The sequence below is a fragment of the Demequina sp. TMPB413 genome, assembly GCF_020447105.2.
Classification (GTDB): Bacteria; Actinomycetota; Actinomycetes; order Actinomycetales; family Demequinaceae; genus Demequina.
In genome coordinates, this window is record NZ_CP096184.1 from 886,796 (window position 1) to 903,236 (window position 16,441).

The window sequence follows — 16,441 nt, forward strand, 5'->3', positions numbered from 1 at the left end:
ACCCAGCGTCGTCGCCCCGCGGGACCTGCGTCGCGCAGGAGCCCTTGCCCCGCCCCTAGAATGAGCGGGAAAACCCTCACCTGAAAGGCCTATCGCATGTCCGTTCGTCGTGTCGCGTTGCTCACCGCAGGAGGCTTTGCCCCTTGCCTGTCGTCCGCCGTCGGTGGCCTCATTGGCCGCTACACCGAGGTGGCGCCCGAGGTGGAGATCATCGCTTACGAGCACGGATATTGGGGCCTCTTGCAGGGCAAGAAGGTCGTCATCTCTGACGCGGTGCGCGACAAGGCAGGCATCCTGCACGAGTTCGGCGGTTCGCCCATCGGCAACTCGCGCGTCAAGCTCACGAACGTTGCAGACTGCGTGAAGCGCGGACTCGTCAAGGAGGGTCAGGACCCGCTGGCCGTCGCGGCCGAGCAGCTCAAGGCCGATGGCGTTGATGTCCTTCACACCATTGGTGGCGATGACACCAACACGACAGCGGCCGACCTTGCCGCTTACCTTCACGACAACGGCTACGAGTTGACCGTGGTGGGGCTTCCCAAGACGATCGACAACGACGTGGTTCCAATCAGGCAGTCGCTCGGTGCATGGTCGGCCGCCGAGCAGGCGTCCGTGTTTGCCCAGAACGTCATCGGCGAGCACCGCTCCGGACCCCGCATGCTCATCATCCACGAGGTCATGGGCCGCGCCTGCGGCTGGCTGACGGCCGCGACCGGCATGAAGTACCGCCAGTGGCTCAACACCTTGGAGTTTGTGCCGGAGATCGGCCTGACCAAGGAGCGTTGGGACATTCACGCGCTATACGTGCCGGAGCAGTCGATCGACCTCGACGCAGAAGCCGAGCGCCTGAAGGTCGTCATGGACACCGTCGGCAACGTCAACATCTTCCTGTCGGAGGGTGCTGGCGTTCCCGAGATCATCAAGGAGATTGAAGAGGCGGGCGGCGAGGTCGCACGCGACCCCTTCGGCCACGTGCGCCTTGACGACATCAATCCCGGCGCATGGTTCGCGAAGCAGTTCGCCGAACGCCTGGGTGCCGAGAAGGTCATGGTCCAGAAGTCCGGCTACTTCTCCCGCTCTGCCCGTGCCAACAAGGAAGACCTGCGCCTCATCAAGTCGATGACCGACTTCGCGGTGGAGTCGGCCCTGCGCGGCGAGCCTGGCGTCATCGGCCACGACGAGGAGGACGGCGGCAGGCTCAAGGCCATCGCGTTCCCGCGCATCGCGGGCCACAAGCCTTTCGACATCACCACGCCCTGGTACGTCGATCTCTTGGCTGACATCGGACAATCATGACCACCGCGGACGAGAAGCTCGTCGCCGCTGGGGTTGACGACTACCTCGCCTGTGAAGCGTTGCAGCAGCCTGCTTGGCCTGACCCAGTGGCGCTCCAGCGCGCCGTTGACAGGCTCAAGTTGGTGCCGCCGCTCGTGTTCGCTGGCGAAGCCGACGTGCTGCGCGGCCATTTGGCCGCTGCAGGCGCAGGCGAGGCCTTCGTGCTGCAGGGGGGCGACTGCGCCGAGATCTTCTCTGAGGCAACGGCAGACCGCATCCGCAACAAGATCAGGACCATCCTCCAGATGGCCGTCATCCTCACGTACGGCGCGTCAACGCCGGTGGTGAAGATCGGTCGTATGGCTGGTCAGTACGCCAAGCCGCGCTCTTCCGATTCGGAGACGCGGGACGGGGTGACGCTACCGGCCTACCGCGGGGACATCGTCAACCACTCGTCTTTTGATCCAGAAGCGCGGATTCCGAATCCAGAGCGGCTGGTGGACGCGTACCACGTATCCGCCTCGACCCTCAATCTGATCAGGGCGTTTACTACCGGCGGTTTCGCCGACCTTCGCCGCGTGCACCAGTGGAACCGCGGTTTTGCGGCGAACCCCGCCTACGCCGCGTACGACAGAGTCGCAGGCGAGATCGACCGTGCGGTGCGGTTCATGGAGGCGGCAGGCGGGGATTTCGAGGCGCTCAAGACGGTCGAGTTCTTTTCGAGTCACGAGGCGCTGCTTCTCGACTACGAGCGTGCGCTGACGCGTATCGACTCAAGGTCTGGGCTCCCGTACGACTGCTCGGGGCACTTCTTGTGGATCGGGGAGCGTACGCGTCACCTCGACGGTGCTCACGTCGAGTTCATGTCGAAGATTCACAACCCCATCGGCATCAAGCTCGGACCGACGAGCACGGCGGCCGATGCCCTCGCTCTGGCCGAACGCCTGAACCCCGAGAACATCCCTGGCCGCATCACGTTTGTGGCCCGCATGGGGGCCGACAAGGTGCGCGACGTGCTCCCTGGGTTGGTTGAGGGAGTGCGGGACGCGGGCGTTGCCGTCACGTGGTTGACCGACCCGATGCACGGGAACACGTTCACCTCCGACTCCGGCTTCAAGACCAGGCGCTTCAACACGATCCTCGACGAGGTCAAGGGATTCTTTGAGGTGCACCGCGCCCTCGACACCGTTCCCGGTGGCTTGCACGTCGAGCTCACCGGCGACGACGTCACCGAGGTGATGGGCGGCACGGCGGAGATCGACGACGAGGGCCTCGCCAGGCGCTATGAGACCAAGGTCGACCCTCGGCTCAATCACGAGCAGTCGCTCGAGATGGCCTTCCTGGTCTCCGAACTGCTGTCGCAGCGCAATCAGCCACCGCTCGAGCAGTTGAACGTCGACGACTAACTGTCGACTAGCTGTCGTAGTAGAGGACGATCGTGGTGCCCTCTTCGACCTGCTTGCCCTCGTCGATGCTCTGACGGGCGACGAACTCCTTCTTGGTCCACGGGAAGGCGTTGTCCGCCTTCCACTCGACCACGAGCCCGAGATCGTCGGCCCTCGCCTGCGCGACATCGGTGCGCAGTGTGACAAAGTTCGGCACCTCAACCAACGGCTTGCCTTCTGACACTCGCAAAGTGACGGGCGCAGTGCGAGTCGATTCGGAATCGGGGGCGGGGTCGGTCGCGTAGACCTCACCCTTCTCAACGTCGTTGCTGCGCCCGTACTCGACCGTGACTTCCATGGCGAAGCTCGAACCCGTCAGAAGTTCCTTAGCCTTCTCTTCGGTCAGACCGATGACGTTGGGAACCACGATCGGGAGCGGCCCCTTGGATATCTCGAGGTCGATCGGGGTGTTCCAGGGCACGGATTCTTCCGCCGCTGGCGAGGTCGAGATGACCTCTCCCTCTGGCGCCGTATCGGACCATACGCCTTCGGTCTCGCCCACGCTGAAGCCGGCGTCGCTCAGCATCTGAATCGCGTCTGACTCGAGCACACCCACCACGCTAGGGACGATCTCCATGCGCTGGCCCTTTGACACAAAGAGCTTGACCGTCTCTCCCTTGCCAATCTGCTCCTGCGCGGCGGGGTCGGTGCCGATCACCAGGCCGGTTGGCACGTCGTCGGAAAACTCGGACACCGTGATCACGCCAAGGTCGGCGCTCGTGAGGATGTTCCGAGCGTCTTCTGCCGTCTCGCCTGCCACGGGCGGCACTGTCGTGTAGGCGCCAGGGCCCTGGGTGGTGTACCACCACGCGCCAAGGCCGAGGAGCACGATCAACGCCGTGACGATGGCGCCGACCCACAGCCCGACCCTGCGGTTTTCCCCGATCGGCTCGAGCGCCTCTGGATCGTCGTCGATGATGTCAACGTCGATGGGAGCGAAGGCAGGCATGCCGGCGCCGATGGGGAGGGCGATCGTCGAGCCTGAAGGTGCGGAATCGAGAATCGTCGTCTCATCGTCGACAACCGGAACCTGGCCAGAGGGCGGATCGGCCCTTCGGTCGAGGGTGGGGTCGTCAATCATCGCGCGGGTCTGACGCAACAGCGCTAAGGCAGCCCCAGCGTCGGCCGGGCGGTTGTCAGGTTCGCGCGCGGCGAGCGCAAGCACGAGATCATCAATCTCGGTAGGAAGCCACGGCACGTAGGTCGAGGGAGCAGGAATGTCCTCGTGGACGTGGCGTGCCGCGACTTCGATGTCGCTCGGCGCCGTGAAGGGCTGACGGCCAGTGAGCGCCTCGAACAGCAAGATGCCCGTCGCGTACACGTCGGTGCGGGCATCAGCAGTGCCACGTGCGACCAGCTCTGGGCCAAGGTAGGCGACCGTGCCCATGATGGTTCCTGTGGAAGTGGAGGTCACCTCTGTGACGGCGCGAGCGAGTCCAAAGTCGGCGAGTTTTGGCCTGCCATCCTCGTCCATCAACACGTTTTCTGGCTTGACGTCGCGGTGCACAAGCCCCTGACGGTGGGCCGCCCCGAGAGCGTCGAGCACGGCCTCCACAATGCCGAGCGCTTCACCGACGGGCAGGGTGACCTCGTGGTGGAGGCGGGCGCGCAGGTTCTCGCCCTCGACGTATTCCATCGTGAGGTAGGAGATGTCGCCGTCTGTGCCCTGGTCGTAGACCCGCACCATGCCCGGGTGGGTGAGCCGCGCGGACGCTTTGGCTTCACGCCGGAAGCGGGAAGCGAACTCTTGCCGCTCGCTGTCGGTACCGAGGTCGGCGTGCATGACCTTGACTGCCACGAGTCTTTCGAGGCGTCGATCAAGCGCGAGGTACACGGTCGCCATGCCGCCAGCGGCGACGCGTTCGCGCACCTCGTAGCGGCCGTCGATTAGACGGCCGAGCATGGGGTCGGTAATCGTCTCGGCCACAGTCACATTCTAGAGAGTCGGTAGGGGCAAACGGTGGGAGGCCGTTCCGATCGTGATCTAGTCGAAACGCTCCATCAATGATTTCACAGAGGCAACGTACCGGACGGTGTCTGAGTTCATTCCTCTTGTGCGAACGGAGGTTTCTCCCTGGTAATAGCCCGCAATGGCGATGTCGAGCTCGGTGCCGTTGCGCTGCAGTTGGCGGAGGATCGCCACGCCCGCCGTGACATTGTCCTCAGCGATCAGCAAGTTGAGATCGCGTCCCACAAGGTCTGACGCCCAGTCGCCGGAGGTGGGGATGACCTGCATGGTCCCCACCGCATTAGCAGGGGAGACGGCCCGCTGGTTGAAGCCGGACTCCTGGTAAGCGATCGCCTGGGCGAGAGCAGGGTCGACTCCCATTGCGTTGGCGGTATCGATCACCATCTGCTGCATCCGAGAACGGCTGGGCACGTCCATGGAGTTGAGGGTCGCCTTGTTGACGTTAGCGGCCGCCACGACGTCCTTGGGGTAGGTGCGCCCTAGGAAGGTGTCGCCGACGAGCCCCGTGGGGGCGCCTCCAGGCACAGTCAGCACTTGGCCTATCCGAATCACCCCAGCGTCAGCCAGGGAGTTGGCCGTGGCGATGGCGCTCACGGTGGTGCCGTGGCGGCTCGCGATCGAGGAGACGGTGTCACCAGCCTGCACCACGTAGGTGCCGCCGAATGAGGGGGTGGATGTGATTGTCGCGGGGGTGGCCAGGGCAGGCGAGCCACCGGTCGACGGGACCGTGATCGCCTGACCGATGCGAATGAGCGAGGGATTGCTCAGGCCGTTGCTCTCTGCCAGCGCAGACACCGTCGTGTTGGCGCCACGAGCGATGGACCACAGCGTGTCTCCTGCCTGCACCACGTACGTCGTGGACTGCGTCGCGGTAGGCGCCGCCGCGGGAGTAGCGGCGTGGGGGATGGTAGCGCCGGGAACGACGAGCGTCTGGCCGATGCGGATGGTCGCGGCAGCATTCAAGGAGTTGGCGCGGCGCAAGTCGGAGACCGTCACGCCGTAGGTCTCGGCGAGATCCCAGGCGGTGTCGCCCTTGACGACGACGTGGGTGACCTGGTTGGGCGCGGGCATGGCCGTGGGGATGGTGAGGTGCTCGCCGACGTAGATGGTGGCGGCGGCGTCAAGCTCGTTGGCCTCGATGATGCGGGTCGACGGCACGCCGTACTTGGCGGCCAGTCGCGACACCGTGTCGCCTGGTTCAACCACATGATCGGTATCTGCATGTGCAGGTAGCGCGACCAGCGCGAGAGCGGCAGTGGTCGTCAGCGACGTGGCAATGGTTCTGAGGGTTCCGGTGCGCGCGTCCATGGCGCCTCCTTGCATTGAGCGCCGCCGCGGTGCTGAAGGGGCGCATGTGACACATGTGACAAATGTGACTGTAGTTCGTCTTCGCGTGAGGCACAAGAGAAGGCGGTCGCGTCGCTACGCTTGTGACGTGAGCGAATGGTTGAGCGTCCCCGAGTGCGCCGAGTTGCTAGGCGTCCCCTTGTCCCGCGTCAGGGAGTTTCTGCGCGAGCGCAATCTGATTGCCGTCAGACGCGGTGAGAACAATGCGCTCTATCTCCCAGCAGGGCAGATCGTCGAAGGCGAGCACGGGCACGAGGTGTTGGCGACGGTACGCGGCACCATCATCGTCCTGGCCGACGCCGGGCTGAGCGATGACGTCATCGTCGAATGGCTCACGACCTTCCATGAGGAACTAGGGGAAAGCCCGCTTGACGCCTTGAGGTCTGGCAAGCGGGCTCCCGTTCGCAGGCTCGCTCAGACGGTCTTCTAGCAGGCAGACGGTCTTCTAGCAGGCGCCGTACCGCTGGCACGCGCTCAGGAGGGCTAGGAGTTGCGCGCGACCGTTGAGTCGATGAGGCTCTCAAGACGGTCGCGATAGAGCCCGTCGACGGCAAGAACGTCGAGCGCCAGGCGTGCCTGGCTGGCGTAGTCCTCGATCACTGCCTCCGTGGCGTCGACCGCTCCCGAACTGCTCATCACGGTGATGGCCTCACTGAGTTGCGTCGCGCTTGCCGCCTCATTGCCGACCACTGCCGCGAGGGCTTCGCGACCCTCGGCATCGGCGCCGCCAAGGGCTAGAGACAAGAGCAGGGTGCGCTTGCCCTCACGCAGGTCATCCCCTGCGGGCTTGCCGGTGGTGTCAGGAGACCCGATGGCGCCCAGGACGTCGTCGCGAAGTTGGAAGGCGATCCCCAGCGGCACGCCCACCGCCGCCCACTGGTCCACGTGTTCTGGGCTCAGGCCGGCGAGGGCCGCGCCGAGCGCAAGCGGTCCTTCCGCCGTGTAGGAGGCCGTCTTAGCCCGCATCGTCGCAATGATCGCGTCTGTCTGGCCTTCGAGTGAGCCAAGTGGTTGCGCCGCGAGCCTGATGTCCAGATACTGGCCAGCGGTGCAGAGGCTCGCCATGGAGGAGAAGCGCTCGCCGACCGCAGTCGAGACGGCGCCAGGCAGTCCGGCGATGGCCTCTGTAAGCAACTGGTGGCACGCCATGAGCGCCAGGTCTCCCGCGAGGATCGCGCCATTCGTGCCAAACCGCTCGCCGTCCCCGAGCCATCCCTGCGACTGGTGGTGTGCCTCGAGGCTCCGGTGGGTCGATGGCAGCCCGCGCCGCGTGTCAGAGCGGTCCAAAACATCGTCGTGAATGAGGGCGGCCGTCTGGAAGAGCTCGACTGCACCGGCCAACTGGGCTGCGCGGGCGGGCTCCCGACCGCCGCACGCCTCGTAGGCATGGAGCACCAGGAGCGCACGGACCCTCTTGCCCTTTGCGGCCAGCGTCGCGACGGGTGCGAGGAGTTCTTCAGCGCTCGACGTGGCGGGCGCGATTGCGGCAGCGAGTCGGTCGAGTGCCCGCGAAATGGCCTCGTCAACGTCGGCCTTTCGTCGAGCATCGTCCATGCGCTCAGCCTAGAGGTCGCGTCGTCCCCAGACGCACGGCGAAAGGCTTGCTCACAGCAAACGGAGCCGCGCAAGCGGGACCCGAGCGGTAGCCGCGACTGTAGGTCCATGACACTTCGACTGAGCGACCCAGGCGAGCTGATCGCCACCATCCCCCTGATGCTGGGGTACACACCCGTCGATTCCGTAGTGATCGTGGGCTTGACCAGGTCCGGAAGAATGCATCCCTTGATGCGGGCCGACGCTGCCGAGTTCTCCATCAGCGACTGCTCTCGCGTGATGTGCTCGATCGCCGCAAGCCACTTGTCGGAGGCTGGCGCCAAACGCGCGATCGTGGTGGGGTACGGTGGCGCCGACAATCCTGACGGGACGCGTGCGGCTATCGCAGCCCGCGAGGCCCTTGCCGACCACATCGACGTGGTCGATGCGTGGGCTGTCATCAAGGATCGCTACCGATCTCCAGAATGCGTCGACCCTGAATGCTGTCCCGATGCAGGCAGGGTCATTCCTCGGGCGCCTGAGGGGGCGGTGCGGGCGTTCTCCGTGCGACCGCATGGCGAGTCACCAGCAGCGAAGGCTCCTGCGGAGCGACGACGCAAGGCCAGGAGGGCGCAGCAGCGGTCGTGGGCTGCGAGGGAGCGAGATCCCGAACGCTGGCGCACTCAACGGTTGGAGGCCTGGCGACGAGCAGTGGCGGCAATGTGCGAAGGGGACACGCCTTCAGATGCCGAGCTCGGCAAGATCGCGGCAGGTCTGCGTGACGTCGTCGTGAGGGACGCGATCGTCGTCGACATGGTTCCAGGAGAGGGGAGCGTCGCTGACGCGCTGTGCGTTGATCCTTCTGCGGCGGGCGTCAGGGAGGCGTTGGCCGTCATGCTGTTGCCAGCGTCGGCCGTTGCACCGCGGCCACTGATGGTGGCCGCCTTGGAAGAATTGGCTTCCGTGTTGCTTTGGCTGTGCCCAGAGGAGATCGCGCCAGCGATGACTCTGGTGGGGCTTGCGCGGTGGTGGCGTGGCGACGAGTCTGGTGCAGCAACGGCGGTGGCCATCGCACTGATAGACGAGCCCGAATACCGGCTTGCTGAGCTCGTGAAGTGCGCGATTGACGCTCACTTGCCGCCGGGCTGGCTCACCGCTGCATGAGCGTTACATGACATATGAGCCCTTTGCGCTCATGGGAACTGTCAGTGGGGTCGCCGACGTTGACAGAGGCGTTACACTTTAATGGATTTGCCGGCGGTGCTGAGAGCCGTGGCAGCCCCCCAAATGTGTTCGAGAGGACTCGTGTGCCGTCTGATCGTTCCGGCGTAGCTCGTGCAGCGCGAGCGGGTTCCCCCCGCACCACCGGAGAGTCAGGCAACCACTCGGCTCCCACCCCACTGAAGGAGAAGACCACGTCCGCTACTGCCCCCATCGAGGACCTCGCTCCCACGGCCGCCCCGCGCGCCACCAAGGGCGCCGGTCCCGTGCGCTCGAAAGCAAGCAAGGCCAAGGCTGCTGCCGAGGACGCTCCCGTCGCTGACGAGGAAGACGTGGTGCCGGAAGACGTCGAGCCCACGCCCGACGCTGAAGCGGAAGAGCCCGAAGAGACCGCAGGCTTCGTTATTACGGGGGAAGACGACGATGCCCCCGTTCAGCAGGTCATGACGGCTGGAGCTACCGCAGACCCCGTCAAGGACTACCTGAAGCAGATCGGTAAGGTCGCTCTGCTGAACGCCGAGCAAGAGGTTGACCTTGCCAAGCGCATCGAAGCGGGACTGTTCGCGGAAGAGAAGCTCAGTGGGGGAGACAAGATCACCCCCAAGAACCGTCGCGAACTGGAGTGGATCGCCAACGACGGTCGCCACGCCAAGAACCACCTGTTGGAAGCGAACCTGCGCCTCGTCGTCTCGCTCGCCAAGCGCTACACCGGCCGGGGCATGCTGTTCCTCGACCTCATCCAAGAGGGCAACCTTGGCCTGATCCGTGCGGTCGAGAAGTTCGACTACACCAAGGGCTACAAGTTCTCGACCTACGCCACCTGGTGGATCCGTCAGGCGATCACGCGAGCCATGGCCGACCAGGCACGCACCATTCGCATCCCCGTGCACATGGTCGAGGTCATCAACAAGTTGGCTAGGGTTCAGCGCCAGATGCTTCAAGACCTCGGTCGCGAACCCACGCCAGAAGAGCTCGCGCGTGAACTCGATATGACGCCAGAGAAGGTGGTCGAGGTCCAGAAGTACGGCCGCGAACCCATTTCTCTGCATACGCCACTTGGTGAAGATGGCGACAGCGAATTTGGCGACCTCATCGAGGACTCTGAAGCGGTCGTGCCGGCCGACGCCGTGGGCTTCACGCTGCTTCAGGAAGAACTCAGCAAGGTCATGGATACGCTCTCCGACCGCGAGGCTGGTGTGGTGGGAATGCGCTTCGGCCTGACCGATGGCCAGCCCAAGACTCTCGACGAGATCGGCCGAGTGTTTGGCGTGACCCGCGAGCGGATCCGCCAGATCGAGTCCAAGACGATGTCAAAGCTCCGTCATCCTTCCCGTTCCCAGGTGCTGCGCGACTACCTCGATTAGGCCGCTTTTGCCATTCCCTGACGGATGGCGCATGCCCGCCGATAGGTAGGCATAGCCACACTCAGGGAGGCGGAATGATGGTCAGACGCGCACGCTCATCCACCCGGAGAATGCCTGGACGATGACCGAGTCGAGCGACAGCGCACCGAGCGCCTCAGATGAGTTCGCCGCGATTCTGAACGAGCGCCAGGTCACGAGCGTCTTCCAACCGATCGTTGACTTGGCGACCGGTGAGGTCGTGGGCTACGAGGCTTTGTGCCGCGGGCCTGAAGGGTCCCGCTTTGGGTCTCCTGCGGAGCTCTTTCGTCAGGCGGAACTCGATGGGCTGCAGTCCATGCTCAACTGGATCTGTCTCGGCTCCGCCTTTGAGGGCTTCTTCAGTGCAGGCGCTCCAAGGTCCGCCTCACTGTTTGTCAACATGTCAGTGGGCTTGCGCATCGATCAGTGTCCCCCGGACATCTACGAGATTGTCGCGCGTGCGCAGTCGTCGCTGAGGGTGTTCATCGAACTCAACGACGCCGCACTCGCATCCGACCCCGAGGGCGTGCTGGCCACCGTCGACCGTGCGCGTCAGCTGAGTTGGGGCGTATCGGTGGATGACGTCTCCTCGAGCCCTGGGTGTCTGTCGGTGCTGCCTCTCTTGTCGGCGGACGTGGTGAAGCTCGACATGCGGATGCTCCAAAGGGATTCGCCAGGGGGTTTCGCACCATCGTTAGGCCCTCTGTTGAAGTACGTGGAAGCCAACAGGGTGACTTTGATCGTGACCGGCATCGAGACAGCGGCTGAGGCGAAGCTCGCCCGCGCCCTTGGCGCTACGCTCGGTCAGGGGTATCGCTTCGGCAGGCCTGAGGCGCTCTCCGGACCGCTTGCAACGCCGCGTACTGTGGTTCCCCTGCTTGACGTCGTCCGGCACTCCCCGCGAAACACGTCGCTGCGGGACATCATCGAGGATCACCCGTCCCAGACCATGACCGCCGAGTCTCTCCTTGAGATCGGCGGATTCTTCCTCCGACAGGCCATGACCGCACGCTCGCGTCCCGTCGTTCTCATCCGGCAACCGAACGGCCTGGCGCTCGACGCTGTGTTCCACGTGGGCACGCTCGATCAGTTGCGCGAAACGGCGGTGCTGTGCGCGATCTTCGGTCCTCATGGAGCGTCAAAGATTCTGCCAGGCTGGCGCCACGTGGTCGTGTCTCCTGGTGATCCGCTGAGGAACCGGGCTTTCTTGATTCTGCTGACGGACTCGCTCACGGTCGGCATCGTCGCCACCAGGTGGATGCCCCACGAGGAGCTCTTCGATGTGGTGCTCACCCAAGACGCGACAACCGTCTATCGATTGGCTGACCACCTCATTCGCCGCATGCCGTCGGAGCATGGTGACGAGATCGTGAGATTTGATTCCGGCGAGGACTGACGAGAACCAGGTACGAGGCCCGCATCCCCCCGAGGCACAACGTCGGCGGCGGCGAGGTCGGCGGGGACCGCTCCCGCGATACCATCGAAGGACACGTCCAGATAAGGAGCGATGGTGGAAGCCCTTCAGATCGTCTTTGTGATTCTGCACCTGGTTGGCATGGCCGCCATCGTTGGCGGTGCACTCGAGCAGTGGCGAGTGGGAGAGCGCGGCATCACTGCGGTGATGGTGTGGGGAGCCAGGGCGCAGATTGTCACAGGGGTGTTCCTCGCAGGGATGGCCTTCGGGGACGACGACGAGTCGCCCAATCATTGGAAGATCGCCGTGAAGTTCCTCATCGCGCTCGGTGTGGCGGGCATGTGCGAGACCGGATCGCGCCGGGAATCAGCCAAGCGCATGTGGGCAGGCGCCTTGGCGCTGACGCTCGTCAACGTGGCTATCGCCGTCGCCTGGCACTAAGCGGTGGCCTCTGTCACTGTGCGGCCGGCCGAGCCTGCCGACGCTGCCGAGATCGTCTATCTTGGTGCGCTCATGTATAAGGCTGTGGGCGCGAAGCCCACGCCCGCTTGGGCTCTCGACTCGACCTCGCTCGTGAAGGAGCGCCTTGGCAAGGACCTCTACGGCGTCGTGATCGACGCTGAGGAGGGTGGGCTTGCGGCGTGCGGGCTGATCAACATCGTTCCCCGCTTGCCACGCCCTGGCAGGAACGCGCACCGCGCAGGCTATGTCCAGTGGGTCTCCACCGCGCCGCAATACCACCGCAGGGGGTACGCGCGGGAGATCATGACGGCGCTGCTTGAGTGGACAGACGACCAAGGCATCGAGGTCATCGAGCTGCACGCCACGCCCGCTGGACGTGAACTGTATCGCGAGCTTGGCTTCTTTGTGAAGACGGACAACCTGGCCATGACGGCGTTGAGGGCCGATGCCGCGACGGAAGTTCCCGAGGTATAGCAGGCTTCGGGCGCGCCCGCTCGGGACCCGGTCAAACGCCGCTTAGACTCACCGCGTGAGCTCCGACTACTCTGCACGTCATCTGTCAGTCCTTGAAGGATTGGACGCGGTTCGCAAGCGTCCAGGCATGTACATCGGCACCACGGACTCGCGTGGATTGATGCACTGCTTGTGGGAGATCATCGACAACTCGGTGGACGAGGCCCTCGGCGGCCATGGCAATCGCATCGAAGTGATCCTGCATCCCGATGACTCGGTGGAGGTGCGCGACACCGCTCGCGGAATCCCCGTCGACATTGAGCCGAAAACCGGCTTGAGCGGCGTCGAGGTCGTCATGACCAAACTGCACGCCGGCGGAAAGTTCGGCTCTGGCTCTTACGCCGCTTCTGGCGGTCTGCATGGCGTCGGCGCCTCGGTCGTGAACGCGCTCAGCGAGCGCCTCGATGTGTGGGTGGACCGTGGCGGCAAGACGCACCACATGGCCTTCCGGCGCGGTGAGCCTGGCAAGTTCGCTGACCCCGCGAGCGGCCCGACTCCCGACGCCGAGTTCACGCCTTTCGTGACCGGTTCCGAGCTGGACGTCACGGGCAAGGTTGGCAAGGCGGTGACCGGCACGCGGATCCGTTACTGGGCCGACAGGCAGGTGTTCAACAAGCAAGCGAGCTTCTCGTACGACGAGTTGATCGTCAGGGCCAGGCAGACCGCCTTCTTGGTGCCTCAGCTCACGATGGTGGTGCGGGACGAACGCAATCCGTTGGAACCGAGCGAGCAAAGCTTCATGTTCGAGGGAGGATCCAAGGACTTCGTCGACTTCATCGCGCCAGACGCAGCCGTCACGGACACGTGGCTACTCAAGGGCTCCGGAACGTACACGGAGACAGTGCCGGTGCTCAAGCCCAACGGCCACCTGGAGTCTGAAGATGTTGACCGTTCATGTGAGGTGGACATTGCACTGAGGTGGGGCACCGGTTACGAGACCGAGGTGCGCTCGTTCGTCAACATCATCTCGACGCCCAAGGGCGGCACTCACCTGACAGGCTTCGAGCAGGGCCTCACCAAGGTGGTGCGCAAAGTCATCGAGGCAAACGCGCGCAGGCTGAAGCTGAGCGGCAAGGATGGCGCCGAACGCATCGAGAAGGACGACATCATGGCGGGCCTGACCGCCGTTGTCACCGTGCGCTTGCCAGAACCTCAGTTCGAAGGTCAGACCAAGGAGGTCCTCGGGACATCGCCTGTGCGCGCCATCGTCGCGAAGACAATCGAGACGGAGCTTGGCGCGATCCTCACCTCGACCAAGCGAGACTTCAAGGCTCAAGCGAACACCGTGCTGGAGAAGGTGGTTGCGGAAATGCGCGCCAGGGTGGCCGCCCGCAAGCAGAAGGAGATCTCGCGGCGCAAGAACGCGCTTGAGACATCGACGTTGCCTGCCAAGCTCGCCGACTGCCGAAGCAACGACGTCGAGCTCTCTGAACTCTTCATCGTTGAGGGAGATAGCGCCCTCGGAACAGCCAAATTGGCGAGGCAGTCTGACTTCCAGGCGCTCCTTCCGATTCGCGGCAAGATCCTCAACGTGCAGCGTGCCTCCGTCACCGACATGCTTCACAACGCCGAGTGCGCCTCGATCATCCAGGTGCTGGGCGCTGGCTCTGGGCGCACGTTCGACCTCGAGTCGGCTCGGTACGGGAAGATCATTCTGATGACAGATGCCGACGTCGACGGCGCCCACATCCGCACCTTGTTGCTGACCCTGTTCTTCAGGTACATGCGCCCGCTCGTGGACGCCGGCCGCGTGTACGCAGCGGTGCCGCCGTTGCACCGGATCGAGGTCAATGGTTCCGCCCGCCGCGCTCGGGAGCACATCTACACGTACTCCGAGAAGGAACTCCAGGAGACGTTGCGGGAATTGCGTCGAGCTGGGCGAAGTTTCAAAGACGAGATCCAGCGCTACAAGGGATTGGGGGAGATGGACGCCGACCAGTTGGCAGAGACGACGATGGACCCCGAGCATCGGACTCTGCGCCGCATCACTGCGGCAGACGCAGAATCAGCTGAGCGCGTCTTTGAACTCCTGATGGGCAATGACGTTGGCCCACGCCGAGACTTCATCGTCGCGGGCGCTGCGACCCTCGATCACAACAGGATTGATACGTAAGCCAGACCGAGCATCACGGAACTTGAGGAGGCGAGATGACCGAGTCAGCACATCCCAAGGGACAACCGCTCTACCAGGCAATGGCGCCGGAGTTGCCGGACATCGGGTGGTCTCGGCCGCTACCGAACCAGATTACAGCGGACGCCGCTCGCGCGATCCATGAGTCCACCGATGCGGCGGCGCTTGGCGTGATGCTCGGGATGCTCCGCTCCTTCTGGGGCGCGGCTGGCGGCGTGCTCATGAGCCCGCTCGCAGGACTGGCCGCCTGGGCACTGGGCTGGGAGATCCTGGCTGCCGTGATCTTCGCTCTGGGTGTGCCCGCAGGACTGGCCACGATTGAGGGACGCAGGCGGGCGCGTCAGTGGCAGGCAGTGATCGAGGCGCGCCTCGAGACGCTGGGTGCGCGCGGCTAGCGAGTTTCCAGCGGCGGTGTCGGGCCCGAGGTCGCAACCTTCTGCTCGTAGATGCGAAACAATGGCGGCGTGACATCCTCCCCGCCCCCTGCACAAGACATTGACGCCGACGAACTTGGGCGGCGTTCCAACGCCATCCTGCGGTTGGGCCTGCTCATGTTGGGTTCGGGCACCGCAAGCTACCGCGTCAAGCAAGGTATGAAGACCGTCGCGAAGTCCCTCGGTATTGAGGAACACTCCGAGCAGGTCACGCTGACGGAGATCACCACCACCTCCCGTGTGGGACAACTGTTCCGCACCGAAGTCTCTGAACTGCGACACAACTCCGTGAACGCCGACAGGATCGCGAGACTCGACCGGTTCAGAAGGCACTTGCCAAGCGTGATGACTCCCGCCGAGGTGCACCGCGCCCTCGATGAGATCGAGCGCCAGAAGCCCATGTACAACAGGTGGCTCAACTCGACGTTTGCCGGAGCCGCATGTGCAGGGTTCGCGGTACTCAATAGGGCAAGGATCCTTGAAGTCGTCGTCGTCTTTGTCGCTGCCTTCATGGGTCAGTGGGTGCGCCGCGAGCTCGCGCACCGCTCCTTTAACGCCTTCGGCACCGTGTTGGTCGCGGCCACCGTCGCGACGACGGTCTATATCGGCTCCCTCGCTCTACTCTCGTTGGCGGGAACGGGACTCGAAACACACGCCTCTGGCTACATCTCCTCCGTGTTGTTCTTGCTTCCAGGATTCGCCCTCATCACTGGTGCGCTCGACCTGGCCAAGAATGACTACTCGGCAGGCATCATCCGCGTGGTCCACGGAACGTCGCTGACTCTTGCCGCTGCCGCGGCGGTGTGGGGAGTTTCGCTGCTCAGCCCTCTGGATACGAGCGCCCGCCCGCCGATCGACGTCGGGCTTGTGGGCGACCTCGGCATCAAGTCCGTAGCCAGCTTCGTGGGTGTCCTCGGTTTCGCGTTGCTTTTCAACTCGCCATGGAGGATGGCGCTGACCGCCGCCCTCATCGGCCTAGTGAACGTGCCACGCATGGTGCTCATCGAGAACGGCATGCCCGTCCAGACGGCGACGTTCCTTGCTTGCCTCGTGCTCGGCGTGCTTGCCGCAACTGGCGCCAGAGGCGGTAGGTGGCCCGTCATCACCCTGCAGGTCCCGGCGTCGCTCGTGCAGATCCCTGGCGTGCTCGCCCACGAGGCCGTCGTGAGCCTGAATGAGGCGCGCTACATCGACGCGACAGCAGGCATCTTGCAAGTGCTTCTGACGGTGCTGGCCATCTTGATTGGGCTCGTGGTGGCCAAGTACATGACCGATAGACACTGGGCCTTCGAAAGTTAGGTGCCTTCGAGAGTGA

14 protein-coding genes are annotated in these 16,441 nt (G+C 64.3%); 11 read left to right on the top strand and 3 right to left on the bottom strand.

The genetic code is table 11. The features are described from left to right. Positions 1–96: 96 nt before the first annotated feature. Both LGT36_RS04325 and LGT36_RS04330 read left to right on the top strand, forming a co-directional pair. Positions 97–1,296 (top strand): pyrophosphate--fructose-6-phosphate 1-phosphotransferase, encoded by a 1,200-nt coding sequence (locus LGT36_RS04325; RefSeq protein WP_226096571.1) that lies wholly within the window; start codon positions 97–99, stop codon positions 1,294–1,296. Next, the gene (locus LGT36_RS04330) at positions 1,293–2,681 is read left to right on the top strand and encodes a class II 3-deoxy-7-phosphoheptulonate synthase (RefSeq protein ID WP_226096572.1); all 1,389 of its coding nucleotides are present in this window, start codon (positions 1,293–1,295) and stop codon (positions 2,679–2,681) included. The genes LGT36_RS04325 and LGT36_RS04330 overlap by 4 nt, the downstream gene beginning before the upstream one ends. 7 nt (positions 2,682–2,688) lie before the next feature. On the opposite strand, the gene pknB is transcribed toward LGT36_RS04330, so the two are convergent. Together pknB and LGT36_RS04340 are read right to left on the bottom strand one after the other, a co-directional pair. Continuing rightward, positions 2,689–4,647: a Stk1 family PASTA domain-containing Ser/Thr kinase gene (gene pknB / locus LGT36_RS04335; RefSeq protein WP_226096573.1), complete on the bottom strand. Its 1,959-nt coding sequence runs from the start codon at positions 4,645–4,647 to the stop codon at positions 2,689–2,691. A gap of 57 nt (positions 4,648–4,704) precedes the next feature. Further along, entirely contained in the window at positions 4,705–5,997 is a 1,293-nt protein-coding gene (locus tag LGT36_RS04340) for a lytic transglycosylase domain-containing protein (RefSeq protein WP_226096574.1), read from the bottom strand. A gap of 127 nt (positions 5,998–6,124) precedes the next feature. On the opposite strand from LGT36_RS04340, the gene LGT36_RS04345 reads away from it, so the two are divergent. Beyond that, on the top strand, positions 6,125–6,466 hold the full coding sequence (locus LGT36_RS04345; protein WP_226096575.1) for an Rv2175c family DNA-binding protein: 342 nt from the start codon (positions 6,125–6,127) through the stop codon (positions 6,464–6,466). A 53-nt stretch (positions 6,467–6,519) separates the two neighbouring features. On the opposite strand, the gene LGT36_RS04350 is transcribed toward LGT36_RS04345, so the two are convergent. Continuing rightward, positions 6,520–7,590: a polyprenyl synthetase family protein gene (locus LGT36_RS04350; RefSeq protein ID WP_226096576.1), complete on the bottom strand. Its 1,071-nt coding sequence runs from the start codon at positions 7,588–7,590 to the stop codon at positions 6,520–6,522. A 108-nt stretch (positions 7,591–7,698) separates the two neighbouring features. Here LGT36_RS04350 and LGT36_RS04355 point away from each other — a divergent pair, with 108 nt between their 5' ends. The 8 genes from LGT36_RS04355 (at position 7,699) to LGT36_RS04390 (ending at position 16,425) form a co-directional block, all read left to right on the top strand. Next, entirely contained in the window at positions 7,699–8,733 is a 1,035-nt protein-coding gene (locus LGT36_RS04355; RefSeq protein WP_226096577.1) for a DUF4192 domain-containing protein, read from the top strand. A 38-nt stretch (positions 8,734–8,771) separates the two neighbouring features. After that, the gene (locus LGT36_RS04360) at positions 8,772–10,154 is read left to right on the top strand and encodes an RNA polymerase sigma factor (protein WP_370634350.1); all 1,383 of its coding nucleotides are present in this window, start codon (positions 8,772–8,774) and stop codon (positions 10,152–10,154) included. A 121-nt stretch (positions 10,155–10,275) separates the two neighbouring features. Further along, positions 10,276–11,568: an EAL domain-containing protein gene (locus LGT36_RS04365; RefSeq protein WP_226096579.1), complete on the top strand. Its 1,293-nt coding sequence runs from the start codon at positions 10,276–10,278 to the stop codon at positions 11,566–11,568. 111 nt (positions 11,569–11,679) lie between these two features. Beyond that, the gene (locus tag LGT36_RS04370; RefSeq protein WP_226096580.1) at positions 11,680–12,027 is read left to right on the top strand and encodes a hypothetical protein; all 348 of its coding nucleotides are present in this window, start codon (positions 11,680–11,682) and stop codon (positions 12,025–12,027) included. 3 nt (positions 12,028–12,030) lie between these two features. Next, complete coding sequence (locus LGT36_RS04375; protein WP_226096581.1) at positions 12,031–12,522, top strand: GNAT family N-acetyltransferase; 492 nt, start codon at positions 12,031–12,033, stop codon at positions 12,520–12,522. Between the two features lie 55 nt (positions 12,523–12,577). Beyond that, complete coding sequence (locus LGT36_RS04380) at positions 12,578–14,674, top strand: type IIA DNA topoisomerase subunit B (protein WP_226096582.1); 2,097 nt, start codon at positions 12,578–12,580, stop codon at positions 14,672–14,674. Between the two features lie 35 nt (positions 14,675–14,709). After that, positions 14,710–15,087 (top strand): hypothetical protein, encoded by a 378-nt coding sequence (locus tag LGT36_RS04385; protein ID WP_226096583.1) that lies wholly within the window; start codon positions 14,710–14,712, stop codon positions 15,085–15,087. Between the two features lie 69 nt (positions 15,088–15,156). Further along, positions 15,157–16,425 carry a threonine/serine exporter ThrE family protein gene (locus tag LGT36_RS04390; RefSeq protein WP_226096584.1) on the top strand — a complete coding sequence of 423 codons (1,269 nt, stop codon included), beginning with the start codon at positions 15,157–15,159 and terminating at the stop codon, positions 16,423–16,425. Positions 16,426–16,441 lie beyond the last annotated feature (16 nt).